The organism is Lachnoclostridium phytofermentans ISDg (genome assembly GCF_000018685.1).
GTDB lineage: Bacteria > Bacillota > Clostridia > Lachnospirales > Lachnospiraceae > Lachnoclostridium > Lachnoclostridium phytofermentans.
The window spans coordinates 4,629,916-4,656,599 of the sequence record NC_010001.1; the positions used below are offsets into that span (position 1 = coordinate 4,629,916).

Consider the following 26,684-nt stretch of genomic DNA (forward strand, 5'->3'; position numbering starts at 1 on the left):
CAATCAAGTGTTCACTTTTACTAAGAGTTTACTTTCTCACTGACTGATTTCTCACCTCAACGAGTTACAAACAGGACTCGTTACTCACTTATTCTTCTTTAAATAAGGTCATAGGGTCTAAACTGCTATCTCCTTCTAATACTTGGAAGTATAAGTTTTCACCTTCTACAGAATAGAATTTACTTACCTTTGCGAGTTTTGCAAATTCTTTTCCAGCTTCCACTACATCTCCAACCTTAAGGTGCTCGTTTTTCTCTAATTGACCATAAACAAGCTTATATCCACTTCCGATATCCATAGTTACAGTAACTCCTGTGTATGGCTCATCTACAATTTTAGTAACAATACCCTTTGCCGCTGCCTTAACAGGAGCTCCTATTGAACCTTGAATAAGGATTGCAGGATTTGTCTTGTATTGTTTTAAGGTTGCATGGAATACCATTTTATCAACACTATATGGAAGAATAACATTTCCTGCAAGCGGTATTTCTAAACCTTGTGCTTTGTCAAACTTTAGGTTTTCTGCTGTGTTTTGCATTACTGGCTTCGTATCAACTGGGGTTTCCTTCTTTGCGGTATCTGAAGGAGTTGTTGTAATCTGTGCAACATTATCCTTCTGGGTCGTTCCCTCTACTGTATTTTCTGCTGTGTTTTGTGTCCTACCCTCATCTGGCTGTGTTGCAACTTCAGAAGGATCTTTCTCATCATCCCCCGGATCTACTGCATATGTGCCATCATCCATTATACTTGCATTGTTCTTATCGATGCCAGCTATTTGATTTTCAGGATCATCAAGACCTACCAAATTGTTATCTTTTTGATCTCCTGTTTTTGCTGTCATGGTTACTAGGGCAACTGCGACAACAACAAATACTCCCACCAATAGCGTTGCATACACTACTTTCTTTTTGGCCATTTCGCTTAACTTTTGTTTTTTCACTGTTTGCACCCCTACCTTTCTAGGTTAGAATATGATAAGCATTTCGTATGCCTCAAGTATATTCTGTCCTAAGAGGTGCTTTTTATACATAAACGACAGCGCAACTCCGTAGTTTCCTTAAGATCCTGTCGATTTATAATGTTTTAATCCAATTTGAAAAAAAAGATAACAAGGTAGATAAAAAAATGCAGAAGCAAGAGGCAGAATGATAAGAACTGGATTCGTGTTTCTACCTAATAAATAGAGAAAAGGATAATACTGAAATAGTGCAAATGGAATAAGATACGTAACTATTTTTAATACTGTTTTTCCATACGTATCAAATGGGTATTTGCCATATTCTCTTGCACCATCCGTTACAATATTCATTACTTCAATTCCTTCTATCGTAAAAAAACTTACCGCTGCATACAAAAGAAATAGCGCGCTATAAAGTGTAGTTCCACCAATTACCATAAAGCCTACTGTAATTACCTTATCAATACTCCATGTAATCCCGCTTGTTTTAACGCCATAAAAAAACATTATGACAGCCTGAATCATACGACCTATTCTCGTAAATTCTATTTTACTGCACAAAACTTGTAAAAGAATCCCTTTCGGTCGAACTAAAATACGGTCAAATTCTCCATTGCTTATGATAGAAGGAAACATATCGAAGCCTCTTGCAAACATCTCTGCTAAAGAATAAGCCATAATATTTACAGCAAAACAAAGCATGACCTCTTGATAAGTATATCCTTTTACCGATGAAAATCTCGCAAACAGAAAATATATTCCTAAAAATATATTAAATGATACTAAAAACTGACCAATCGTTGTTAATAAAAACGATACTTTATACTGCATCGCACTACGAAAATGAATTCCAAAATATTTTTTATATAATTTCATCCCTCTCTAACCTCCTTGTACAACAACTCTGATCTGTGCTTTTTTCAATAACCATTTACCTAAAATAATCAAAGCAACTACCCAGAAAAGCTGTAATGAGACCGCACCATATCCATCTATTCCAGAAAGGTCACCACTATAAATTCGAAACGGTACGTTTTGCATCGAAGCAAATGGCAGCATTTCACACACCTGTCTTATTCCATCTGGTAAAAAAGGTAGTGGAATGACTGATCCTGAGAAGAATTCCACCAAAGAAAACGCAACCATACGTATTCCAAGTGGGGAAATCGTATAAAAACATAGGATGTATAAAATCATACTAAACGCCACTGTAACAAACAACGCAAGGCCCATAGAAATTAAAAATAATATAAATGTAATAAAACTTCTTGGCGGCAGCATGCCATATGGTTTTGGTAAACAAGCTGCAAGAATTAATATAGGAATACATCGAAGTACTGCCTTTGATAAACGGTTTGCAATATTTCTTGCAAACCACATCGAGTATAAATCAAGCGGTCGGCATAATTCATATGCAATGCCTCCACTCGTAATCGAGTCGAAGATTTCCCGCTCTAAAAACCACATCATATAAAGCGCTAAAAATGCCTGCTGTAGCCAGATGTAAGAAGTAAGTGCTGAAAACTCCATCGGAAACGCTGACGGATCCGCCTCATAAAACGCTTTAAATAATAAAATCTCCATAGCTCCCCATACAAACTGGGTCGCCATTCCCGCAAGGGCTGCCTGACGATATTGCAATCCCGTAGAAAACCGCATGCGAAAAAAAGAAACATATTTTTTCATATCTTCCTCATTCCTGCGCTATTTTGCGCATCACTCTTTTATTCGTTATGTGTTTTCTTAGATTATGCGATATCATATTTCCGATACATCGAAGCAATTACTTCATCAATTGAATCCTCCGCTTTCACAGCTTTTAATTCATCAAGGGTTCCATCCATCAAGAGTCTGCCTTTGCCAATTAAGATGATTCGTTTTGACAAGGCTTCAATATCTTGCATATCATGAGTCGTTAAGATAACCGTCGTTTTATGTGTTTCATTTCGTTTCCTAATAAAATCACGCACCGCCAGCTTTGATATAGCATCAAGTCCTATTGTTGGTTCATCCAAAAATAAGATTTTAGGCTCATGAAGAAGAGATGCTGCTATTTCACAGCGCATCCGCTGCCCTAGTGATAATTGTCTTGTTGGAGTTTTTATTATTTGAGATAAATTAAGAAGTGTAATCAGTTCCTCTAAATTATCCCGGTAAGTAGTCAATGGAATGTCGTAAATATCCTTTAAAAGTTCAAACGAATCAATGACAGGGACATCCCACCATAGCTGCGAGCGCTGCCCAAAAACGACTCCGATGTCTTTCACATGAGCCTTTCGTTCCTTCCAAGGAATTCTTCCATTTACTAAACAGGTACCGGAATCCGGATATAAGATTCCACTTAAAATTTTGATGGTGCTGCTTTTCCCTGCACCATTAGGACCGATATAGCCAACCATTTCACCGTCAGCTATCGTAAAAGAGATGTCATCGAGTGCTTTTAATTCTTCGTATTCACGATGAAACAACGCTTTTGTTGCTTCTTTAAATCCAGAATTTCTTCTGCTCACTCGAAAGGTTTTAGAAATGTGTTCCACTTCAATCATATTTGGTTCCTCCTGGTAGTAATATTATAAAATATCTTGCCAAGCGGCTGACTTTCCTTGGATTTTGCCAAGAAAATTCCGTGGTATGAAATTTTTCTGCATCTGTATACACAAACGTGCATTTATGCAGGAAATTACATATTATCACAATTATGTAATATAGTCAAGAAAACAAGTAAATATTCCCATATTATCCGTTTACAAATGTAATTCAATGTGCTAAAGTACCAATGTGTGGTTACATGTATAACCGTACCGTGAATAATGTACATGAAAATAATAAAATTCTACATTTCATTTTCTTATTTTCATGTTACTATATTGAAGGTACACAACAAATGTTTTAATTACTTAGGAGGACTTATCCATGACACCGATGAAATGGTTTTTCTCATTTCTAAAAAAGTATCGACTGCGGCTTATCATCGCATTTCTTATGGTAACCGTAACAACAGCCATGTATATTGTAAACCCTTATATCTCTGGTCTTATAGTTGACCGCGTGATTCGGGATGGCGAGTACGAACTTCTGTGGAAGTTGGTAATTATCTTAATCGGAACTACAGTTATTCGTTCCATCATGAAGTACTGTTATCTCTTTCTATTTGAAACTACCTCACAACGAATGCTATATTCTATGAGAGATCATGTATACCGCCGTCTCTTACAACAGGATTTTAATTTCTACAACAAGAATCGTACTGGTGAATTAATGTCCAGACAAACGGGCGATATGGATGCCATCCGTCATTTCGTAGCCTATGTTACTTACTCCATCTACGAGAACTCCTTGTTGTTTTTATTTGCAATGACTATGATATTCACGGTTGATTACCGTTTAGCGTTATGCTTAATAGCCATCGTACCATTAACAGCCTATACCACAAGGAAACAATTAAAAGCAATTAAACCAGCGTTTCACAACATAAGGAAACACTTTTCCAGCTTAAATACTGCAGTTCAGGAAAATATCAGCGGTAATCGTGTAGTAAAGGCATTTGCCAAAGAAGATTACGAAATCGAAAAATTCATGAAAGAAAACGATGGATATCGCGACGCAGAATTAAATGCGACAGCACAATGGCGCAAGTACATTCCATTTTTTGAATTCTTTGCAAACTTCTCTTTGTTCGTACTTTATCTTATTGGTGGTATTATGGCGATCAAGGAAACTATCACAGTAGGTCAATTAATTACGGTGAGCGGTTATCTATGGATGATTAATAACCCTCTAAGAATGGCAGGATGGCTTGCAAACGATTTTCAGCGTTTTGTTACTTCTGTGGAACGTATTTATTATACAATTAATAAAGATCCTGACGTTGCAGATCCAGAAAAGCCTCATAAAATTGACAGATTGAAGGGTGAAATTAAGTTTTCTCATGTTTATTATAATAGCGAAGATGATGTGATTTTAAAAGACATCAATTTTCATATAAAGCCAGGTCAAACGGTTGGTATTATCGGAGCTACCGGTTCTGGAAAATCAACACTTATGAACCTTTTATGTCGTTTTTATGATGTATCTTCCGGTGAAATTACTGTGGATGGTGTTAATGTTAAAGACTATGAACTTTATAGCTTACGTGGTAACATCGGTATGGCTATGCAGGACGTATTCTTATTCTCTGATACAATTGAAGGTAATATCGCATACGGAAAACCAAATTGTTCCTTCGAAGAGGTGGAGCATGCGGCTAAACTTGCAAATGCAGATGATTTTATTAAGCAGATGCCAGAAGGCTATGATACGATTGTTGGTGAACGTGGCGTCGGATTATCCGGTGGCCAAAAGCAACGTATCTCACTTGCCAGAGCAATCCTAAAAGATCCTGCAATCATTATTCTTGATGATACGACTTCTGCAGTGGATATGGAAACAGAATCCGGGATTCAAGAAGCCCTACATTCCATCCAAAATCATCACACGGTATTTTATATTGCTCATCGAATCTCCTCCATTAAAGATGCAGATCAGATTCTAGTGATTGATGAAGGTACTATAAAAGAAGCAGGAACTCATGACGAATTAGTCGCAAAGAAGGGCTATTATTATACTGTATTTCATCATCAATATGGTGAATTCGATTCGATAAAATCTCTGAAAGGGGGTAATAGTCATGGCAAGAAATAAATACGATATTGATGAAGCTTTAGATTCTGAGTTTAATATAAAACACTTGAAGCGCCTTGGGACCTATATTTCCCCCTTCCGTAAGGATATGGCAATTACCATTTTATTAATGTTGACCTCCAGTGCCCTTGGAATGTTAGTCCCAATCTTTTTCATGAAGATTATTGATGATTTTATTCCTAATAAAAATATCGCTGGAATCGTTGGTGTTTGCTTCTTATTATTGGTGATTAATATTATCAATATGATAAATCTTAGACTTAAGGTAAATATAACAGCGAAGCTTGGTCAAAACATCATTCATCAAATTCGTTCTGATATCTTTACTCATCTGCAGGAGTTACCATTTTCATATTACGACGATCGTCCACATGGAAAGATTCAGGTACGAGTTGTTAACTATGTAAATAGTTTAAGTGATCTTTTAAGTAACGGTATTGTAAATACCATTACTGATCTATTCAGCTTATTCTTTATCGTTGGATTTATGTTATCTATCGATATAAGGCTTACCGGAATATGTATGATAGGTCTCCCGGTATTAATGGCTTTAATCTTCTTTATTAAAAGAAAACAACGTGTTGCTTGGCAGATACAAAGTAACAAATCATCAAACTTAAATGCCTATATCGCAGAAAGTATTAATGGTATTCGCGTGACTCAAAGTTTCGTAAGAGAACGTGAAAATATACAGATTTTCAATAATCTTAGCAAAAGCTATAGTACCTCTTGGATGAACGCTGTTCGTTATAACTTTATGCTTTGGCCAGCCATAGATAATATCGCAACACTTACCACCGCAGCAATTTATGTTCTTGGCGTCAGCTGGATTACAAACGGTGTAGCAGGAATCACAACTGGTGTATTGATTGCATTTACCTCTTATATAGGCAGGTTTTGGGCGCCGATTAACACCTTAGCAAGTTTTTATAACTCTTTATTAACTGCTATGTCCTATCTGGAACGTATCTTCGAGACAATTGATGAGGAGGTAACAGTAAAGGATAATGAGGGAGCAACTGAAATGCCACCAATTGTCGGTGATGTAGAATTTAGAGATGTAACCTTTAGCTACGAAGATGGAGTTCCAATTTTGAATGGTGTTAGTTTTCATGTAAAACCAGGGGAAACCTATGCAATCGTTGGTCCTACCGGAGCTGGAAAATCTACCATTATCAACTTAATCAGTCGTTTTTATAATCTGGATTCTGGAGAGCTTTTCATCGATGGAATCGATATCAACAGCGTAACCATCAAATCCTTAAGAAAACAGATGGGTGTCATGCTTCAAGATAGCTTTATCTTCTCAGGTACCATTATGGATAATATCCGCTATGGTAATATGGAGGCTTCGAACGAAGAGGTTGTTGCTGCTGCAAAAACAGTCTGTGCCCATGACTTTATCATGGGATTAGAAAACGGTTACGATACTGAGGTAAATGAGCGTGGTTCCCGCTTATCCGCTGGCCAACGACAACTTATTTCTTTTGCTCGTGCCTTACTTGCAGATCCAAAGATACTGATCCTTGATGAAGCAACTTCTAGTATTGATACAGAAACTGAGATACTATTACAAGAAGGATTGGCAAAACTTCTAGCAGGAAGAACCTCCTTTATCATTGCTCACCGTCTATCCACCATTAAAAACTCTGACAAAATTATGTATGTCGATGGCGGTCAGATAATCGAGCTTGGTAACCATGATGAATTGATGGCTCTGGAAGGGAAGTACTATGATCTTTACATGTCACAGTATGACTTCTTAAGATAGTTAAAAAGGAGAAGTACGCTTCATGAACTTTTCCTTGTCATAAATTATATTCAATAAATAAACAATAGAAAACTACTTATTCTATTGTTACCAAAAGGCAGAGAGAACTAGGTGATTTATGGCGTAATAATTCCATTAAAAAAACCTACTTCTCTCTGTTTTTTTATTTTATATGCTATGATACTTAATATAGAGTGGCTCAAAATAGGTTAGTCATCGGTCTTTTTTATTTGTGTATCTTAATATCTTAAGTTATAATGTAACAATACTTTATAGATATATTACATCTAATTCATAACTTAAACATAGTTTTGCCACAAACGAACGGTATAACGATACTTACCTATCATTAAGAAAGGATTTCATAAGATGAACAATAAGAAAACCTCATACGATCCGATAGAAGACATTTGGGACGAGCAGTCAGAAGACTATATGGAAGAACAGCAATCTGTCTCTTTCAATAAACGCTCGAAACAAAAAAGAAAGAAAAAAACAAATAAGGTATTAAAAAGATGTCTTGCTGCCTTTATTATCGTAGGCTCACTCGCTTTATTAATTTTTGGTACCCGCTTTGGTAGAGGGCTTCTCTATCATATGGCAAGTAGCTATGTTTACGGTGCACTTGAACATGATAACGGATCAACAGAAGCTATGAATCAAAATAATAATGTAATTGTTGGGCGCCAAGAAGAAGGCGTACTGAATATACTTTTGTTTGGTATTGAAGAAATCGGAGGAGCTAGGAATACAGACAGTATGATGATTGCTTCGATTAACTCAAACAAAAAAACAGTCAAGTTAGTGTCTCTCATGAGAGATACCTACGTCTCAATTCCTGGGTGGAAGTCCACAAAGTTAAATGCTGCCTACGCAAAAGGCGGAGTAGACCTTTTGATAAAAACGATTGAAGAAAATTATAAGCTTCATATCGATGCCTATGCTTCGGTAAATTTTGAATCGTTTGAAAATATTGTGGATAGCATTGGTGGTGTATCCATTGAACTTGGCAAAGAGGAAGCGAAGTATTTAAGGCGTACAAATTATATCTCAAATCCCGAATATCGTACTGTAAAAGCTGGCGTAAATACATTAAACGGTAATCAATTACTTGGATATTGCCGTGTTCGTAAAGTAAAAACACTAGGTGGAGCAAATAACGATTATGGCCGTACTGTTCGTCATAGAAGAGCAATGAATGCCATCTTTGATAAAGTGAAATCTCAGAATATTTTCAAAACAGCGAGTCAAGCAAATAAATGGATGGGTTATGTTACTACCAATATTGCTAAAGACCAAATTGAAGATATAATCAGTACTGTTATGGAGAACCATATCAATACCATCGATACCCTAAGAATTCCTGTAGACGGTATGTTCAATGATCCAAAAGTTTATCAAGGTGTTACTTATCCTTTGGTACTTGATTGGGACAAGAATATCGAAGAGTTGTATCGTTTCCTTTATGAATAACTTAACCTGGTAAACCAATAGCTTGCCTATAAACCATAAAAAAAGATGATTCCTATTTAGGTTTCATCTCTTTTTTATGTGTAAAATTCCGCCGGGCGGAATTTTACGTTTATTTTTTTACGATGGGTGGAATTAATTTTCTCTCCAGCGATTCAGTGTCTTATAATAAGTTAACATATCTTTTCTTACTTCATCCACTGTTTTTCCCTCACCTTCTTTATACACAAAAGGAATACAAAACTCTACCATTTCTTCCATTGATTGATTTGATACAAAATCTCCATCCTTATAGCAGTAAATACAATACTCCTCATTCTTACTGCCATCCGCATTTGTTGCAAACTCCTCTTCCTTTGTAAGTGGCATAGCACATGATTGACATACCTTACCTTCCATATAAACCTCCTTTTTTGCTTCAACTATTCTTTGCCTCTTAATCTCTTATAAAACCAATAAAATACGATTTCTTAGTTTTATAGTTATATTATACTTAAAGTAATATGACATCCTGTGTCATATTAAAATTATCTTTTTACTCATAGTAAATCAATGATTCAAGTAAAGATTAAAATTTGGTATAAGCTAACATAAAAATTACTTTGATCATAGATACCTAATTTTCTCTCATAGGCGAATTTCTCCAACTATGTTATAATAGCATTTAAATAGTACTTAAAAAGTATTTAAAGAATATTTAATTTTTTTAAACAAGAAAAAGCACTTAAAAAACACTAAAACATTACTTTAAATAAGAAAAATCTCGACATGCGAACTTTTCTTACCACGTATAATTGTAAATGTTACAAAGAAAGGACACAAGATGATTACTAAATATTGTTTTGGAACTCCATTTGAAACAGAAGCTGTAGCGATGAAATTAAATTCAACTACTGTTACCTCTTCTGATCTTACCAAAGAAGACTCTAAAGATGTGTTTTCTTTTCCTATTTCTATAAAGTCAGACCATAATTTTTTCCTGGAATATGATATGGCGAAAGATGACATTGTTTACGGACTTGGTGAAGCAAACCGAGGAATCAATAAACGTGGTTATCAATACATAAGCTATTGTACGGATGACCCAAATCATACAGAAAATAAATTCTCACTTTATGGTGCACATAATTTCATAATCATTGATGGAGACCAATGTTTTGGACTTTTCTTTGATTATCCCGGTAAACTAACCTTTGATATTGGATATTCTTCCTACTCGAAATTACGTGTCGTGGCAGAAGAGGCAAATCTTTATCTTTATGTTATCTCGGGTGCAAGCTCTTATGACATCATAAAACAATTTCGTGAAATGATTGGCGAATCCTATCTTCCTCCTCTTTGGGCATTTGGTTACCAGCAATCTCGTTGGGGTTATAAGACAGCAAGTGATATAAGGACTGTTGCTGATGAATATCAAAAACATGGAATTGGACTTGATGCTATCTATATGGATATTGATTATATGGAACAATATAAAGATTTTACAGTTGATGAAGAGAAATTTCCGAATTTTACAGAGTTTGTCGCTGAAATGAAGAATAGAAATATACATCTGGTTCCTATTATTGATGCTGGTGTAAAAATTGAAGATGGATATTCCGTCTATGAAGAGGGTGTCGCAAACAATTACTTTTGCAAACGAGAAGATGGTACTGACTTCATTGCAGGCGTTTGGCCTGGGGATACTCATTTCCCAGATTTTTTTAAGAAGGATGCCAGAGAATGGTTCGGAAACAAGTATCAAACCTTGCTGGAAAAAGGAATTGATGGCTTTTGGAATGATATGAATGAACCAGCTATCTTTTATTCTAAGGAAGGTTTAGATGAAGCATACGAAGAAGTTAAAAAAATGGAAAATAAAGAACTTTACCTTTCAAATATCTTCCACTTAAAATACCTCATGGATTCCTTACAAAACAAGGAAGATGATCATAAAAGATTCTATCACGATGTAGAAGGGAAAAAAGTTCGCCACGATAAAGTCCATAATTTATACGGTTATTACATGACACGTGCAGCAGGTGAAGCATTCCATAACTTAAATGAGTCCAAGAGAATCCTCTTATTCTCTCGTTCCTCTTATATCGGCATGCACCGCTATGGCGGTATCTGGACTGGAGATAACCATTCTTGGTGGTCGCACCTTCTATTAAATATCAAGATGATGCCATCACTAAATATGTGTGGTTTCCTATACAGTGGTGCGGACTTAGGAGGGTTTGGCGGTGATGTAACTAGAGATTTGATGCTAAGATGGCTTGCTTTTGGTATCTTTACTCCTCTTATGAGAAACCACTCTGCGATTGGTACAAGAAATCAAGAATGTTATGAATTTGAATCAGCAGAAGAATTTAAGCATCTAATCGGAATTCGTTATCGTCTCATTCCATACCTATACAGTGAGTTTGTAAAGGCCGTGAAAAAGAACGATATGCTCTTTCGACCGCTTGCTTTTGATTATCCAAATGATCCACTGTCTCGACATATCGAAGATCAATTAATGCTTGGTGAAGGATTAATGATAGCTCCGGTTTATACCCAAAATGCTACAGGACGCTATATCTACCTTCCAGAGGATATGCTTTATCTAAAGTTTACAAAAGACTCTGATTTTAGTATGGAAGTACTCACAAAAGGCCATCACTATATAGAAGTTGACTTATCGGAAGTTCCTTTGTTTGTAAAGCAAAATCATATTCTGCCATTAGCAAAAGAAGCAGAGAACACAGCAACCTTAGACCGTAAAAACTTTACTATATTATGCTACTTAACAAAAGAAGCTTCTTATGAGTTTTATGAAGATGACGGTATTACACTTCCTGCAAATGGTACAACAAACATCCTAACGATTGATTGCCCTAATGCAGCACAAATTGTGAATTCTGAGTTTCAGTTCGCTTAAGACTTTATCTTCAAAGCTTTTCAACATGATTACTATACAGTAAGCATTTCTGTCTTAAAATGACTTAATGAACTCAAAAAGGTCCTTGAAAACTGCTAATATACAGTTTCAAGGGCCTTTTTAATAAGTGATTATTCTATGTAAATCACTCTTGTACAAATACTTCCTTAGTCTGACCACAGATAGGGCATTCGTAATCATCTGGTAATTCTTCAAATGGAGTTTCTCCATCATATACCCATTGGCATACGGAGCAAACATATTGTACTTCTTGACTCATATTATCACCTCCTTTCAATGTACTATTAGCCTCTGGCTTACTTCCATTTTAAATTGCGGTAATCTTTATCGGTTATTGACTAATTGTTACTAAGATACTCTCTTCTAGTATCTCACAAACAAATAGCCAATGAGTATTAAAATATGCGATAATAGACTCTTGTATGTATAATGCAGAATTTAGATTTCTTAATAACTTATGAAATCTAAATAGCATTTTGACACTGTTCCTTGGGTTATGGTATAATACTCGTTGGTTCTTCCAATTGTATATCAAAATAGTAAAAAAAACAACTATTTGAATATATTTTGGTATCAGAACCAATAATTTCTGGTATGGCATTTGTGCTAAACCTAAAAAATAATTCGTTAAGAAAAGGTGCTAAAGCGCCAGAATAGAGGTTACTATGAGAACAGTGTTAGTTATATTGGCAATCACGATTTTCTTAATTATATCACTGCCATTCTATTTGATTTCTCTCATTATTGGCCTATTTAATAATCGTGCCAAAATAAGATTCTCTCAAACAGCAGCTAAGGTTTTTTTTCGTATCATACTAATTTTCTCAGCTACCAAAGTCAAGGTTTTAGGTCGTGAAAATGTTCCGTCTAAAGAAGCAGTTTTGTATACTGCTAATCATCGAGGGTTAGCTGACATCGCCGTTGCTTACGTTACGCTGCCTACTCTAACAGGCTTTGTAGCAAAGAAAGAAATGGGCAAGATACCCGTTATGAGCTGGTGGATGAGAAACCTCAATTGCCTATTTCTAGATCGTGAAAACCCGAGAGAGGGATTAAAGACCATCTTAACAGGTGTAGAAAATATAAGAAAAGGCTACTCTATGTTTATTATGCCAGAGGGTACAAGAAATCACGAAGAAGAGATGTTACCATTCAAAGAAGGAAGTTTTAAAATGGCTGAAAAAACTGGCTGTGCCATCATTCCGGTAGCAATCACAAACTCCGATGCTGTTTTTGAGCGTCAATTTCCATGGGTTAAAAAAGCAACTGTTGTCATTCATTATGGTAATCCAATATATCCAAATGACTTACCAAAAGAAGAGCGTAAATTCATTGGAAATCATGTTCGTGATGTTATCTCCTCTATGTTAGAAGAGGATAAAAAGTTAGCACTTTAATACTCCCTATGAAAAATTATTTTACTATTTCTTTTTTCATAAATTAATGTTAAAATAATATCCATGGCTTTCTTGAACAACCTATAGAAAGAAGGCTGTTTCGTGATATTACATAACGAAAGGAGGTAGTCATATGCCAGTGTGGGCAATTGTAATGTTAGTTATTTTAGCAATCTTAGTTGTTCTCTTTGTTGCTTTACTTATATATGGAAGAAAGATGCAAAAGAAACAGGAGGCATCTCAAGAAGATATTCGTAACGGTGCACAGTCGTTTTCAATCTTAGTCATCGATAAAAAGCGGATGCGTATTAAAGACGCCGGGTTCCCGCAGATTGTACTAGATCAAACACCAAAGTATCTTCGCCGTGCAAAAGTTCCGGTTGTAAAAGCGAAAATCGGTCCTAAAGTTGCAACTTTAATGTGTGAAGAAAAGGTTTTTGACTTAATACCAATTAAGAAAGAAATCAAGGCTGTTATTAATGGTATCTACATTCTTGATGTCAAAGGCCTCCGTGGCGGTTTAGAACAACGCCCGGTTAAGCAAAGCTTCTTTAAGAAAATGAAATCAAAAATAACAAAAAAGAACTAATCGTTTAAAATATTCATCAAAAGTAGATGAACTAGTTAATTCATCAAAACGATAGATGAGCAAGAAAAAATTAGTTATCTTATAAAAAAAGGTTGTTTAACAATAAATCACTTCCTCAAGAACTTGATTTAATATGTTAAACAGCCTTTTTCAATTCAAATGTTAATATTCCTTTGTACTTATGGCTATCATTATCTTTTGACTATCAATATCTTTTAGCTATCATTATCTTTTGACTATCAATATATTTTGACTATCTTTATCTTTCGGTAATCTTTATTGTAAGGTTACACTCAGATACATACTGATAATTAACATCCAATGCATAAAACAACTCTACCATAATTTCTTTTTCTGCTTCTACAATATCAATAGACTTCGTAGTAACACCTATCATCAAATCGCCATACGGAGTCGTATAATAATTCATATGACTTTTCCCGAGTTCGAATACCATATGGGAAGCTGCCTCCCCTTTTTTGGTTAACTCAACTTGATTTTTTGAAATCTTTAATGTACATCGCACCGTTTTATCTGGTGCACTCTCCTGATCTAGCAATTCGTCATACAATACAAAATGTTTTCCATTGCGAAAATAGTATTCACCAAGGCTAATTACTTCAATGGCTTCTTCTTGTTCTGTCTCATATTGTAAGCCGGCAATCGATACAATTACCTCTTTTGTCATGCTTTCGGTTACCTTTCCAATATAATTTCTTATTCAAAAGTCTTTATGTTAACATCCTTCGTTTCAATTATTTCACATGGTAATATCGTATTTGCAAAGTTACGGAATTTCTCTGCACCATCACTGACAAAAAAGGTATGTTCTGGTGTCGTTGTTTCTTCCGATAGCAATTTTTGTTCTTCTAATACATGCTTTAAGGTTCTGGCTGTTTCATAAGCTGGATTTACTAGCTCTATTCCATCACCAACCACCTCACGAATCACCTTTCGAAGCAAAGGATAGTGAGTACAACCAAGAATTAAGGTATCAATATCTTTATATAAAAGTTCTTGAATATACCTACTTACAACTTCTTTCGTAATAGGATCATCAATCCAGCCCTCTTCTACCAAAGGTACAAATAAAGGACAAGCCTTACCAAACACTCGAAGATCAGGACGAATTTCTCCTAAAAACTCGTTATAAATACCACTTCGTATCGTGCCTTCGGTAGCAATCACCCCAATATTACCATTTCTCGTTGTCTCAGCTGCTACTTTGGCACCCGGGTTAATAACACCGATGATTGGTATCTCTATTTCTTTTCTCACTGTTTCAAGAGCATGGGCACTTGCTGTATTACATGCTATCACAATCGCTTTTACATCCTTCGTCAATAAAAAACGAATGATTTGTCTGGAGTACATTGTTATGGTTGCCTTTGACTTACTACCGTATGGTAATCGAGCAGTATCTCCAAAATATATGATTTGCTCCTTAGGTAATTGATTCATAATTTCCTTAGTTACCGTAAGACCACCAATACCAGAATCAAAAACTCCAATTGCAGATTTATTTGACATATTGTCCCTCCACGCAGCCTACTTCATATTTCTTGTAAATGCTGTTTGAATTAATTTTTCCACTAATTGTGGCTTTGCAATCCCTTTCGCTTCCCATAACATAGGGTACATACTGATTGCTGTAAATCCTGGAAGAGTATTGATTTCGTTAAAAACTATTTCATTGGTATCCTTTTCTAAGAAGAAGTCGACTCTTGATAAGGAATAACCATCTACCGCACGGAATATCTTTACCGCTGCATCACTGATTTCCTGTGCCTTCCCCTCTGGAAGTTCTGGTGAAATAATAGTTTTAGAATCTGCATTGTTGTATTTTGCATCATAATCGTAAAACTCTGCTGCCGCTAAAATCTCACCAACTCCTGAAGCTTTTGCTTCCATACCACCAAGCACTGCACACTCAATCTCTCTTCCCACAATCGTTTCCTCTACTAGTATCTTGCGGTCATGCTCTGCGGCTTCTTTTAATCCAACGATTAAATCATCACGATTATGAGCTTTTGTAATCCCCTTAGAGGAACCAGCATTGGATGGTTTAATGAATACTGGATAAGATATACGATTCTCTATTCGTTCTACTACCTTATTCATCTCCTCCAATTCCTTCGCATACACAGGCTCATAAGCTGCCTGACGAATACCAAGGCTATCCACAATAATCTTAGTATATAATTTATCCATGGATACCGAACTTGCTAGAACACCACAACCCACATACGGAACCCCAGCTAATTCAAGCAATCCCTGAACAGTACCATCTTCACCGAATAATCCGTGTAATACAGGGAATACAACATCTACCTTTTGATATTCTACTTTATTATCTTCCATGATCAAAAGGCTTGGTTTACTTCTATCGGGTGAAAGAATTGCGGTCTTTTTCCCATCTCTCCAAACTCCACTTGTGATGTCTTCTACACTTCCTGTAAGCAGCCACTTTCCCTCTTTTGTGATGCCTACCAATACAATATCATAATGATCAAGATCAATATGATTAATAACCGTTACTGCCGAAACACATGACACCTCATGCTCTGAGGATTGTCCTCCAAACAATACGACAATAGTTTTCTTATCCATGCAAGTCATCCTTTCTGTCTGCCTATCTATTCGAGTTTCCACCTAAGTCGAATCGAAATCATTTAATTATCGTATGAAATTCATACTTTATTAAAATGTTTTATTCATAACAAAAACTAGTACGTAAAGCGCACTTTTTCTTGTTTCTTGAATTTCATAGTTTCACTGAATCCATTATTTACTAGGCCATGAATATTATACTTTCCTATTACTATATACATTTTACACTCAATTAGTTATTAATTCAATGATTTTATCTTATGAACTACCGACCATCTAAAGCTAATGGGATGAAACTGAACTCATGAATGTATCATGTATGTATCACAAATGTATTTAATTTGTTTAAATCGCATAGGTCAGGACATACTCTTAATAATAAAATCAAAAAGATTATTTTCCTAAATTTTAATAAAAGGAGTATTGTTATGAGATTCGTACATTTTCCTAACCCTAATATGCATGAAATTTCTAATAGGGAGTGTTTCCCTAAGAAATTATTTATATCTTACATATTGCCTTTTGCCCTTGCATTTTTGATCACTTTATATGCCTTGTTTGGAGCTTTTGTATCATTTGCAGGCTCACCAGCTGTAAAACAAAATCAGGCTCTTCTACAAGAAGACCTAGCGAAACAATTACTGCGATTTCACATCCTTGGTAATAGTGACTCCGAGGAGGACCAGGATGTGAAACTTTATGTAAAGGAAGGTTTAATGACCTACTTAATACCACTCTTAGAGGATTGCACAGACAAAGAAAGTACAATCAACGTATTAATGGATCATCTAATTGATATTGAGAAAGAAGCTTCCAGGCTTCTTGCTATGAAGGGATATTACTATGGTGCTAGTGCTGCCATTGATAAGAGTACTTTCCCAATTAAAGTTTATGGAGATATAACCTTACCAGCTGGGGAGTATGACGCTCTTAAAATTAAACTTGGTAAAGCACAAGGACGTAACTGGTGGTGTATTCTGTTTCCAAATCTATGCTTTGTTGATGCAACCTATTCCGTTGTTCCGGAAGTTTCTAAGCAACAGTTAAAATCCTTATTAACAGAAGAGGAGTATACCGCAATTATCAAGGAAGAAAAACCAAATGTTGTTGTAAAGTTTAAACTTTGGGATTATCTATCAAAGCTATTTTAGATGAGTACATAGGAGACTCATCTTATCATCCATCTTTGTAGAATGTCTGAATATTACTTGCAAAACCCTTATAAGCCTAATATAATGGACAATATCAGGGTTAAACCCACGACAGGAGTTTTCAATGGATATTATTTCACTAAAGGCATATGCAAAAATAAATCTTGCACTCGATGTGATTGGCAAGCGTCCAAATGGATACCATGATGTCCGAATGATCATGCAAACTATTAAGCTTTACGATAAAATTACAATCAAGCCAACCACAAATCCAGATATCACGATTAAAACAAATCTACACTTTTTACCAACCAATGAGAATAATATCGTATATACAGCCTGTAAGCTGTTTAAGGATACTTTTCAGATTAGCGACGGTTTTTACATTAATCTAGAGAAGAGAATCCCTGTTGCAGCTGGAATGGCTGGCGGAAGTTCCGATGCTGCCGCAACACTTTTTGGTTTAAATGAACTTTTTCAAACCAATCAATCTTTAGAAGATTTAATGAAGCTTGGCGTAAAGCTTGGTGCTGATGTTCCTTATTGTCTTCTACGTGGAACAGCTTTATCCGAAGGAATCGGTGAGGTCTTAACTCCTCTCCCTCCAGCACCCAACTGCTATTGTTTAATTGTAAAGCCACCGGTCAGTGTATCAACCAAATTTGTGTACGAAAACCTTAAGTTAGATGAGAACACCAAACATCCTAATATCGATGGAATGGTAGAAGCCATTGAAAAACAAGATTTACATCAAATGTCTTCTCTTGTCTCTAATGTTTTGGAGTCCGTCACAATTAAACATCATCCAGAAATTGAACGAATTAAAATGGATTTACTCTCTCATGGTGCTCTTAACGCCTTAATGAGTGGCAGCGGTCCAACTGTCTTTGCCTTATTTGATAATCAAAAAGCTGCAGAGCGTGCATTTTATGAATATAAGGTTGGTCCTTATGGAAAACAGACTTTCTTAACACGTTTTTTTGAGTCGAAGAATGTTTAGATCTTTTATAAAAAAGAACAAATTGTATCATCACTAAGATTCATAACCTTAGAAAATGATGCAACTTGTTCTTTTTTGTTCATGACAAGGAAAAGTTCGCGTGTGCGCTTTTTCCTGTTCTGTGTAGGAGTTTCCTACCTGATACCATCTCTTTAGATCTCATCTTATACGCATGTTTTGTTCTCTTAACTCATAGCTTATAATATCATTCACATTTTGCATTCATAACTACTTATCCAGGCTCATATAATGTGTTAGACGCAAACGTGGGACATTTAGAACACGAATAAAATGAGCAAGGAGGGAATTTACTTGGAACTCATTAAAAAGAACATACATATGAATAAGCTGAAATGTAAAAGCAATCTTCAAGTAACCTTTGACGATGATTTCAATGTACCGGATAGTAAACCAGACATTAGTAAATTAATTAAGTCGCAGGGGGAAATCAAATTTAACGATCAGAAAATAAACAATGGTAAACTCTATGCAAATGGCTCGCTGCATTTTCAGGTATTATATTTAAGTGATGAAACCAATCGTCCAATTCATAGCTTAAGTGGACAGATTCCTTTCGATGAGGTAGTTAACTTAAATGAATCCTGCAATCATGATACCGGAACATTAAAATACGAGATCGAAGACCTAACCGCTAGTATTATTAATTCCAGAAAACTTAGTGTAAAGGCTTTGGTTCGCTTAAGTGTTGCCGTAGAAGATTTGTATGATGAAGAAAGTGCAGTATCTGTTGATGCCGAACCTGATGTACAATCCATATCCAAAACAATTGACGTTACCAATATGGCTGTAAACAAAAAGGACAGCTATCGGTTCCGTGATGAGGTTGTTCTTCCATCTGGTAAGAGCTGTATCTCCGAAGTTCTATATAATAATGTAGAATTGAAGAATGTCGATGTGCGTCTGTTGACAGATAAGTTCACTGCCAAAGGTGAGATTTCGTTGTTTGTGCTTTACATAGGAGAGGGTGAAGACAGCCCAATGGAATACTATGAGGCTGATCTACCTTTTAGCTCAACCATTGACTGTAATGGCTGTTCCGAAGATATGACTCCTGACATCTCACTCGATATCGTTGGTAACAACTTAAGTGTAAAACCAGATGCGGATGGAGAAGAAAGAGTTCTTGACTTAGAGACAATCTTAGATGTTTCCATTAAGATTTATGAGGAAACTCAGATGCAAGTTCTTCAGGATATTTATTCTCCAATGAGGGAAATAACTCCTGTTTACAAGGAAGCTAAGTATGAGAACCTTCTCATGCGTAATAACAACCGCGCACGTATTTCGGAAAGAATTCGATTAGATGAAGATAGTGCAAAACTATTACAGATTTGCCATGGAAATGGTACCGTTAAGATTGATGATATTACTCCAGTAGATAATGGATTAGAAGTGGAAGGCGTCATTGACCTTAGCATCCTTTACATAAGCTCAGATGATGCAAGGCCTTTACAGGCTATTAAATCTTCGGTCCCATTTTCTCAAATGATCGAAATTCGAGACTTAAAGGCAAATAGCAACTATGATGTAAAATCAAACCTTGAACAAATCAACATTATGATGCTTGATAACACAGAGGTAGAGGTAAAAGCTAGTGTTGTTCTTAACGTTATAGCATTTGATTGTTTAACCGAATCCTTTATGGTTGATTTCAAAGAAAATCCTCTTGACTTAGCAGGGTTACAAGCAATGCCAGGTATGGTTGGATATGTAGTAAAATCTGGTGATAGCCTTTGGAAGATAGCAAAGAGTTACCATACCACAGTTGACGCTATCAAAGATATTAATGATTTGGAATCAGAAGCTATCAGTGTAGGGGATCATCTCTTAATCGTTAAAGAATTAGATCCGAGCTTTGGATGATTTTAAAGAAAGTTTAATTTATAGGTAATTGCATAGCAATTTCCAAATAAATGAAAAAAGAGAGTGTAATTAGATACCTAACTACACTCTCTTCTTAAAGTCAAAGGATACTCGTAATTCGCATGTCGGCTATGCTTGAAAACGCTACTTACTCGTAATCCATTAGTAACTACGATTACTCTAAACCGTCTTTCCACTTATTAAGCTTTTCAATCGTTGTATCTAAAGTTTTCTGACATATCTCAGGAAGTTCGCCTCCCCAAGCTTTCGTAGCCTCTTTAAAGCCCTTCTTAACAGCATTAATCATGGCTTCTGCTTTGGAAGAATCATTCCCAGCCAGTGCTTTTGCAAAAGATACTAATCGTTCGGAGGTTTGTTCAACACCCCAATACCCATCTTCTGCAATTTCAGAAGCGGCTTTCGCAGCAGTTTCTGGGTCAACCGTTACTTTTCCTTCACGAAGCAGAGCCCAAATATCTGTAGCATCCGTTACTTGCTCGCCTTGTTTTAATAGCATTTTTTCAACTAACGAGCGAAGACTTGCTGTTCTTTGTTCCGCATCCGCTTTTAATCTTTCGATAGTCTCTCTATCCTGTTGCTTATTTGTTTTAATGCCTTCGGACTTTTCATAAGTTGCAGCCACTGTTTCTTGCTTTGGCTCATTTGTCGTGGAATTTTTCTTTTCTAATTCCACTGATTCTGTTAACGCATAGGTGCTTCTTACACCCGTAACTCCGTTTACACTCATACAATACCCTCCTTGGTATACGTAGGGCTATAAACCCTAAAAAAAGACATTAGTTACCGACCTATACTTAGGTCTTATTTCTTATATCGGAAGAAATCGTAAAATGTTTAACTCTATGTAACCTTAATTGAGATTCTAAATCTTCTAGCTTAAGTTCCTAATGCCTCTAATTTAAGTTTCAAGCTTTTAATTTAAGTTTCTATGCTTCTAATTTAAGTTCCTAAGCTCTCTAATTTACTTTCCGCTCTAGTCTAATATCCCATATTTTCTAGTGCTTTCAGTACAGCCGTTGCACTTTTCATAGAAGCTGATAATAGATGAATTGGTTCACTAATCTGCCCTAAGTTATGGGCATCGGAATCTGAAATAACATTGCACTGGTGAAGATAGGGATTATTAGGTACGAAAAGTTCTCTATTCTCTAGTTTTGTAAACTCCACACAAGAAAATCTACTATCTGGTGGTAGAAACCCTAGGTTTGATATTACACTATTCGAATTTTTATCAATATGAGCCGGAATCATAACCCCACGATAAGCAGTTACGATTTCATAGACATCAGAAAATCCAATAGTAGTCGCATTAATCAAAAGATACTCTTCACGCTCTACCACCTTCTCATCTTCGTCTACAACTAACTGATTTCCAAAGATACTTTCCTTATTCTTTACCTTTATTAAATGCTCATAGACATAGGAATCAAACAACATCGCATCTTCTAATTCCGCAAATAAACAAATGACATGTACTTCTTCAGAAGTCGTTAACTCCATTCCTGGTAAGACTAAAATATTATTTTTCTTTCCAATCTCTATTGCAATCTTACAGTTTCTACAGGTATTATGATCCGTAATTGCAATCACATCTAACCCCTTTAATGCCGCCATCATAACAATATTGGTCGGAGTCATATCGTCATCAGCACAAGGGGATAAGCAGGTGTGAATATGAAAATCATAGGTTAGAGGAATCATGTATGATTTGATATACTTGATATGCTGCCCCAAAAATAGGAAGATCGGTAGCTAAGATAGTAACACCTTCACTTTTCGCTTTTGATAGTGCAGCAGCATCAATCGTAACTCCCTCCGATAAAATTACACAAGCTACTTCCGTTAAAGTTGCAACCGCTATCGTATTTATATTACCCATTACAGTTGCCCAAGCGGCTCCAACTGGAATTTTACTCATTGCAATACTTAATAAATCACAACAAAATGGAGTTTCTACTTTCATATTTAGATTGTCACCTTCGTTAATTACTGTAAAATTGCATCTCCTGATAAACTCTTGTTTTGTCATCCTTACCTCCTGCTAATCTTCTAATTATCCTTTGTAAATTTACCAGATAGCTTGCTTACATACTCTCTAAAGATATGGATGCAATAGTTTTCCTCTGCAACCCCTCTCACAATATCCTCTGCAAGAGCCTTACAAGTCGGAGCTCCGCAAGAACCACAGTCAAGCCCCGGAAACTTCTTACAAAGTTCTTCTACTTTTGCTACCTTACCGATACTTTCAAGTAAACTGACACCAAGATTGAATACAGGTTCATATTCAACTTCCTGTGTCCAGCCAATATCAATACTTTCAAGTGGAATATGTGTTCTTGCAACAGGCATATATTTACGAAGTCTCTTTAGTTTTACTTTTGCAACATATGGATTTTCAACAGTAAGTACCCCTCCAACGCAGCCTCCATTACAAGCATTCAGTTCAATAAACTCAAGATTCGTAAACTTCTGATCCTCCATATCCTCAAGTACTCGAATGATATTTTCAATTCCATCTGCTGCAAGGTAACTATCTGTTAGAAGTCCACTTGCCTCACCGCCACTAGAACCCCAGCTGATTCCTATTTTACCTGCGATTGCAAGGTCTTCTAACTCTTCTCTTTCTGCTACAGTTTTCATACAGCTAATTAACTGAGGATAGACATCCTTAATTGCAAGTACCCCATCCACCTCACTTTTTTCATATCCCAACGGATTTTTTGCCGCTGTAACCTTCGCTGGGCATGGTGAAATGAAAAAGATACCTATTTTCTCACTTGGAAGTCCCGTCTTTTCCATGGCTATTTTTCTAGCTAATTCCGCAGCAATATCAACTGGCGCCTTTAACGGAAGCAGATGCTCCAATAAGCTTGGAAAACGGACACGAATCAATCTAGTTACCACAGGGCATGCCGTACTAATAACAGGCCACTTCTCCTTATGTTCTTCTATGTACATTCTAGTTGCTGCAGATACAATTTCAGCAGCACCGCTTACTTCAAAAACATCAGAGAATCCCATTAACTTTAAGGCATTTAAAACAATATTAATATCATCTAAATTATTCATCTGTGCATACAAAGAAGGTGCTGGTAAGGCAACGGTATATTCGAATTGCTTAATCATATCCATACTATCATACGTCGCATTCTTGGCATGATGAGGACATATTCTAATACACTCACCACAGTCGATACAAAATTCCTTTGTGATTACCGCCTTTTGATTACGAACTCTTATTGCCTCGGTAGGGCAACGCTTAATGCAATTGATACAGCCCTTACAAAGGTTTTCATCTAATCGTACCGCGGTATGAAACTTCCCCATCGTCATCCCCCTCTCCTAGCATATCTCTTAGTATATATTTCATTCCAAGACACAAAAAACATATAGGAAGCTATGCTGATTCTTTATGCACTATATCTTAATACATCAACTCTAATATATCCATCATTCCTTTATACTAACATAATTACATATAAACCTTCAACGATACAGTAGTCCCCTCTCCCAATATGGTATTTATACTCATTTCATCTGAGTATTTTTTCATATTTGGAAGGCCCATGCCAGCCCCAAATCCCAGTGCCCTAACATTATCGGGTGCAGTGGAATATCCAGCCTGCATGGCAAGTTCTACATCTACAATTCCTGGTCCCTCATCTTTTAATATCATTATGATTTCTGTAGAAGAGATATGTACCGTGATATCTCCTCCATGAGCATGAATCACCATGTTTATCTCGCCCTCATACATAGAGATGGCAACCTTTCTTATAGCCTCCGGATTTGCTCCCATCTGCTTTAATTTCTTTTTAACATCACTAGATGCTTCCCCCGCTCTAGTAAAATCATCACCAGGTATCGTATAAGTTAGTGTGATTGATTGGCTCAATTTGAGGTACCTCCTCGCAGACCATTTTGATATAATAAACCACATGCTGTAAACATACGATGTCCGGTACATAATAACGGTATTTCTCTTTCATTTGCAAGCTCAATCATAGCTTCATCTGGTCTTTTTCCTCGAACAAAAACGATACATACGACATCCATCATCTCCGCTGTGCGAATTACCTGTAAATTGCACAACCCGGTTAACAATACGCATTGTTCTTCGACAAATGCAAGTACATCACTCATCATATCGGATCCACAACCAGTTTGTGCCTCACGATTTAAAAATTCTTCTCCGCTAATTACCTGTGCTCCAAGTATTTCTTTCACATCTCTTACAGTCATGTGCGAATGCCTCCTCATCTTCTTTTACTCTATTTATCTTTATGGCTTTCCTTTTTTCAATAAAACTGTCAATATTGTATAAATTTTATACATTTTTACTTATTTATCAGTATAACATTACCAAATGTTCTTTTCAACTCCAGCTGGATAATTATTTTAATCTATATGTTATTTTATTAACCACTTTCTATGTATTATTGTATATTTCATATAAATAATTCAATATTTAATGTGCTTAATATGTTTCATGTATTTTATTGCATATACAATTGTATATAGTGTATTTGGTTATACTAAAATTAAAGATTACTATTTGTTAAATTTATATCATTGTGGATTTTTCACTAATACCATGCTATAATACTATTGTTTTTCGACAACATGTCATCGAAAAGATTGTTAAAAAACTATCAAGGAGGTTTTATCATGAGCTCACAGAAATCAACCGTTCCTTTTGCTGGAACAAAAGAGCAAGAGGCAGAACTTATAAGTGTTATAGAAGAGCTTAAAAGTGACAAAGGTGCCTTAATGCCAATACTTCAGAAGGCACAGGAAATCTATGGTTACCTTCCGATTGAAGTTCAAACCATTATTTCTAACACATTAGATATTCCTTTGGAAAAGATTTATGGAGTAGTAACATTTTATTCTCAATTCTCTCTTTTACCAAAAGGGAAATTCAAAATTTCCGTATGTCTTGGAACCGCCTGTTATGTAAAAGGCTCTGGTGACATCTATAATAAACTCATGGAGAAGCTTGGTATTGCTAGCGGCGAATGTACCCCTGACGGTAAGTTCTCTTTAGAAGCTTGCCGTTGTATTGGTGCCTGTGGTTTAGCTCCTGTTCTTACCGTTAACGATGATGTATACGGAAGACTTTCCGTAGATGACTTGGATGGTATTCTTGCTAAATACGCATAAGCTAATTCCTATTAGTACCTTTCAACTTCAAAATCGCATTGTTTATAGAATATGAAATAGAGGAAATCAAGTATGATGCCGGAAATCTCTCTGAACGTATTAGATGTGGCTCAAAATTCCATACGTGCAGACGCAACACTCATTATTATAACTGTAACTGCAGATAGAAAAAAGGATACTATGACTATAGTAATTAAAGATAATGGCTGTGGCATGACAAAAGAGCAGGTAACCCATGTCTTAGACCCTTTTTTCACAACACGAACTACCCGTAAGGTCGGGCTTGGAATACCGTTTTTTCAATATGCGGCGACTTCCACTGGTGGTAACTTTTCCATAGATTCTGTTGTTGGGGAAGGTACCATGGTTACAGCAAGTTTTATTCTCTCTCATATTGATCGGATGCCGCTTGGAGACATGACAAGCACGATGCATACGCTGATAACATTGAATAACCGGATAGATTTCTTATATACATATACCGTAGATGACAAAAGTTTCACCCTAGATACCAGAGAAATTCGAATGATACTTGACGGAATACCGCTTAATTCTCCTGATGTTTCTAATTATATACGAGAGTTTTTAAGCGAAAATAAGCAAGAAGTCGACCAAGGAATCATTCTCTAAGATAATCCGTTTGAATTTGGTAATTATATGCGCAAAGAATATGCGCAGAAATGGAGGAATTATGAAATCTCTTGAAGAATTAAAAGCAATACGGGAGAAGATGCAGAATCAAATTGGCCTTCGTAACGAAGCCGAAGCAAATATCCGTGTCGTTGTAGGTATGGCTACCTGCGGTATCGCAAGTGGAGCAAGACCTGTTCTTAATGCTCTTTCAACCGCAGTTCAAGAAAAAGGCCTTTCAAATATTGTGGTTACACAAACAGGATGTATCGGTTTGTGTCAGTTTGAACCAATTGTAGAGATTACGGAAGCCGATAAAGAAAAAGTAACTTATGTAAAGATGACAGCAGAAAAAGCGCTTGAAGTAGTAGAAAAGCACTTAGTACGTGGACAAATTGTCAAGGAATATACGATTCAAAATTATATTAAATAGCGAG

27 protein-coding genes are annotated in these 26,684 nt (G+C 36.1%); 12 read left to right on the forward strand and 15 right to left on the reverse strand.

The genetic code is table 11. The features are described 5' to 3' along the window. Window positions 1-88 precede the first annotated feature (88 nt). From CPHY_RS19560 to CPHY_RS19575, 4 genes are all read right to left on the reverse strand, one after another. Entirely contained in the window at window positions 89-940 is an 852-nt protein-coding gene (locus tag CPHY_RS19560) for a M23 family metallopeptidase (protein WP_012201772.1), read from the reverse strand. A 117-nt stretch (window positions 941-1,057) separates the two neighbouring features. After that, the gene (locus tag CPHY_RS19565; protein ID WP_012201773.1) at window positions 1,058-1,834 is read right to left on the reverse strand and encodes an ABC transporter permease; all 777 of its coding nucleotides are present in this window, start codon (window positions 1,832-1,834) and stop codon (window positions 1,058-1,060) included. 6 nt (window positions 1,835-1,840) lie between these two features. Next, window positions 1,841-2,644 carry an ABC transporter permease gene (locus CPHY_RS19570; RefSeq protein ID WP_041703798.1) on the reverse strand — a complete coding sequence of 268 codons (804 nt, stop codon included), beginning with the start codon at window positions 2,642-2,644 and terminating at the stop codon, window positions 1,841-1,843. Window positions 2,645-2,706: 62 nt separating this feature from the next. Further along, complete coding sequence (locus CPHY_RS19575) at window positions 2,707-3,504, reverse strand: ABC transporter ATP-binding protein (protein ID WP_012201775.1); 798 nt, start codon at window positions 3,502-3,504, stop codon at window positions 2,707-2,709. 367 nt (window positions 3,505-3,871) lie between these two features. On the opposite strand from CPHY_RS19575, the gene CPHY_RS19580 reads away from it, so the two are divergent. From CPHY_RS19580 to CPHY_RS21070, 3 genes are all read left to right on the forward strand, one after another. Then, on the forward strand, window positions 3,872-5,638 hold the full coding sequence (locus CPHY_RS19580) for an ABC transporter ATP-binding protein (protein WP_012201776.1): 1,767 nt from the start codon (window positions 3,872-3,874) through the stop codon (window positions 5,636-5,638). Further along, entirely contained in the window at window positions 5,625-7,409 is a 1,785-nt protein-coding gene (locus CPHY_RS19585) for an ABC transporter ATP-binding protein (RefSeq protein WP_012201777.1), read from the forward strand. Before CPHY_RS19580 ends, CPHY_RS19585 begins: the two co-directional genes overlap by 14 nt. Before the next feature lie 369 nt (window positions 7,410-7,778). After that, on the forward strand, window positions 7,779-8,882 hold the full coding sequence (locus CPHY_RS21070; protein WP_012201778.1) for an LCP family protein: 1,104 nt from the start codon (window positions 7,779-7,781) through the stop codon (window positions 8,880-8,882). A gap of 132 nt (window positions 8,883-9,014) precedes the next feature. Here the strand turns inward: CPHY_RS21070 and CPHY_RS19595 are convergent, their stop codons facing one another. After that, a complete protein-coding gene (locus tag CPHY_RS19595; RefSeq protein WP_012201779.1) occupies window positions 9,015-9,278 on the reverse strand; it encodes a zinc ribbon domain-containing protein in 264 nt (87 codons plus the stop codon). Window positions 9,279-9,702: 424 nt separating this feature from the next. On the opposite strand from CPHY_RS19595, the gene CPHY_RS19600 reads away from it, so the two are divergent. After that, on the forward strand, window positions 9,703-11,781 hold the full coding sequence (locus tag CPHY_RS19600) for a glycoside hydrolase family 31 protein (RefSeq protein WP_012201780.1): 2,079 nt from the start codon (window positions 9,703-9,705) through the stop codon (window positions 11,779-11,781). Window positions 11,782-11,926: 145 nt separating this feature from the next. Here the strand turns inward: CPHY_RS19600 and CPHY_RS21435 are convergent, their stop codons facing one another. Beyond that, the gene (locus CPHY_RS21435; RefSeq protein WP_081428598.1) at window positions 11,927-12,061 is read right to left on the reverse strand and encodes a rubredoxin; all 135 of its coding nucleotides are present in this window, start codon (window positions 12,059-12,061) and stop codon (window positions 11,927-11,929) included. Window positions 12,062-12,467: 406 nt separating this feature from the next. Between CPHY_RS21435 and CPHY_RS19605 the strand changes: the two genes are divergently transcribed. Both CPHY_RS19605 and CPHY_RS19610 read left to right on the forward strand, forming a co-directional pair. Further along, window positions 12,468-13,199 carry a lysophospholipid acyltransferase family protein gene (locus CPHY_RS19605; RefSeq protein ID WP_012201782.1) on the forward strand — a complete coding sequence of 244 codons (732 nt, stop codon included), beginning with the start codon at window positions 12,468-12,470 and terminating at the stop codon, window positions 13,197-13,199. 133 nt (window positions 13,200-13,332) lie between these two features. Continuing rightward, a complete protein-coding gene (locus CPHY_RS19610) occupies window positions 13,333-13,788 on the forward strand; it encodes a hypothetical protein (RefSeq protein WP_012201783.1) in 456 nt (151 codons plus the stop codon). 259 nt (window positions 13,789-14,047) lie between these two features. Here the strand turns inward: CPHY_RS19610 and CPHY_RS19615 are convergent, their stop codons facing one another. The 3 genes from CPHY_RS19615 to CPHY_RS19625 are packed head-to-tail and all read right to left on the reverse strand — an operon-like array spanning window position 14,048 to window position 16,398. After that, window positions 14,048-14,476 (reverse strand): DUF1934 domain-containing protein, encoded by a 429-nt coding sequence (locus tag CPHY_RS19615; protein ID WP_012201784.1) that lies wholly within the window; start codon window positions 14,474-14,476, stop codon window positions 14,048-14,050. Between the two features lie 29 nt (window positions 14,477-14,505). Then, window positions 14,506-15,318 (reverse strand): glutamate racemase, encoded by an 813-nt coding sequence (murI, locus tag CPHY_RS19620; protein WP_012201785.1) that lies wholly within the window; start codon window positions 15,316-15,318, stop codon window positions 14,506-14,508. 18 nt (window positions 15,319-15,336) lie between these two features. Further along, entirely contained in the window at window positions 15,337-16,398 is a 1,062-nt protein-coding gene (locus tag CPHY_RS19625; protein ID WP_012201786.1) for a D-alanine--D-alanine ligase family protein, read from the reverse strand. 428 nt (window positions 16,399-16,826) lie between these two features. On the opposite strand from CPHY_RS19625, the gene spoIIR reads away from it, so the two are divergent. The 3 genes from spoIIR to CPHY_RS19640 all read left to right on the forward strand — a co-directional run bounded on the left by spoIIR (window position 16,827) and on the right by CPHY_RS19640 (window position 20,433). After that, entirely contained in the window at window positions 16,827-17,549 is a 723-nt protein-coding gene (gene spoIIR / locus CPHY_RS19630; RefSeq protein WP_012201787.1) for a stage II sporulation protein R, read from the forward strand. A gap of 124 nt (window positions 17,550-17,673) precedes the next feature. Next, window positions 17,674-18,549, forward strand: coding sequence for a 4-(cytidine 5'-diphospho)-2-C-methyl-D-erythritol kinase (gene ispE, locus CPHY_RS19635; protein ID WP_012201788.1), 876 nt, complete (start codon window positions 17,674-17,676; stop codon window positions 18,547-18,549). A gap of 312 nt (window positions 18,550-18,861) precedes the next feature. Then, a complete protein-coding gene (locus tag CPHY_RS19640) occupies window positions 18,862-20,433 on the forward strand; it encodes a DUF3794 and LysM peptidoglycan-binding domain-containing protein (protein WP_012201789.1) in 1,572 nt (523 codons plus the stop codon). A 175-nt stretch (window positions 20,434-20,608) separates the two neighbouring features. On the opposite strand, the gene CPHY_RS19645 is transcribed toward CPHY_RS19640, so the two are convergent. The 6 genes from CPHY_RS19645 to CPHY_RS19670 all read right to left on the reverse strand — a co-directional run bounded on the left by CPHY_RS19645 (window position 20,609) and on the right by CPHY_RS19670 (window position 24,696). Then, on the reverse strand, window positions 20,609-21,181 hold the full coding sequence (locus CPHY_RS19645) for a hypothetical protein (protein WP_012201790.1): 573 nt from the start codon (window positions 21,179-21,181) through the stop codon (window positions 20,609-20,611). 251 nt (window positions 21,182-21,432) lie between these two features. After that, window positions 21,433-22,155, reverse strand: coding sequence for a PHP domain-containing protein (locus CPHY_RS19650; protein ID WP_012201791.1), 723 nt, complete (start codon window positions 22,153-22,155; stop codon window positions 21,433-21,435). After that, window positions 22,136-22,483: a hypothetical protein gene (locus tag CPHY_RS19655; RefSeq protein WP_012201792.1), complete on the reverse strand. Its 348-nt coding sequence runs from the start codon at window positions 22,481-22,483 to the stop codon at window positions 22,136-22,138. Before CPHY_RS19655 ends, CPHY_RS19650 begins: the two co-directional genes overlap by 20 nt. A gap of 20 nt (window positions 22,484-22,503) precedes the next feature. Beyond that, on the reverse strand, window positions 22,504-23,781 hold the full coding sequence (locus CPHY_RS19660; RefSeq protein WP_081428635.1) for a [Fe-Fe] hydrogenase large subunit C-terminal domain-containing protein: 1,278 nt from the start codon (window positions 23,779-23,781) through the stop codon (window positions 22,504-22,506). A gap of 145 nt (window positions 23,782-23,926) precedes the next feature. Next, window positions 23,927-24,349: an ATP-binding protein gene (locus tag CPHY_RS19665; RefSeq protein ID WP_012201794.1), complete on the reverse strand. Its 423-nt coding sequence runs from the start codon at window positions 24,347-24,349 to the stop codon at window positions 23,927-23,929. Beyond that, on the reverse strand, window positions 24,346-24,696 hold the full coding sequence (locus CPHY_RS19670; RefSeq protein ID WP_012201795.1) for a DRTGG domain-containing protein: 351 nt from the start codon (window positions 24,694-24,696) through the stop codon (window positions 24,346-24,348). Before CPHY_RS19670 ends, CPHY_RS19665 begins: the two co-directional genes overlap by 4 nt. A 426-nt stretch (window positions 24,697-25,122) precedes the next feature. Between CPHY_RS19670 and CPHY_RS19675 the strand changes: the two genes are divergently transcribed. From CPHY_RS19675 to CPHY_RS19685, 3 genes are all read left to right on the forward strand, one after another. Then, window positions 25,123-25,617, forward strand: a complete 495-nt coding sequence (locus CPHY_RS19675) for an NADH-quinone oxidoreductase subunit NuoE family protein (protein ID WP_012201796.1) — start codon at window positions 25,123-25,125, stop codon at window positions 25,615-25,617. A 72-nt stretch (window positions 25,618-25,689) separates the two neighbouring features. After that, on the forward strand, window positions 25,690-26,247 hold the full coding sequence (locus tag CPHY_RS19680) for an ATP-binding protein (protein ID WP_012201797.1): 558 nt from the start codon (window positions 25,690-25,692) through the stop codon (window positions 26,245-26,247). A 61-nt stretch (window positions 26,248-26,308) separates the two neighbouring features. Beyond that, the gene (locus CPHY_RS19685) at window positions 26,309-26,680 is read left to right on the forward strand and encodes a (2Fe-2S) ferredoxin domain-containing protein (protein ID WP_012201798.1); all 372 of its coding nucleotides are present in this window, start codon (window positions 26,309-26,311) and stop codon (window positions 26,678-26,680) included. Window positions 26,681-26,684 lie beyond the last annotated feature (4 nt).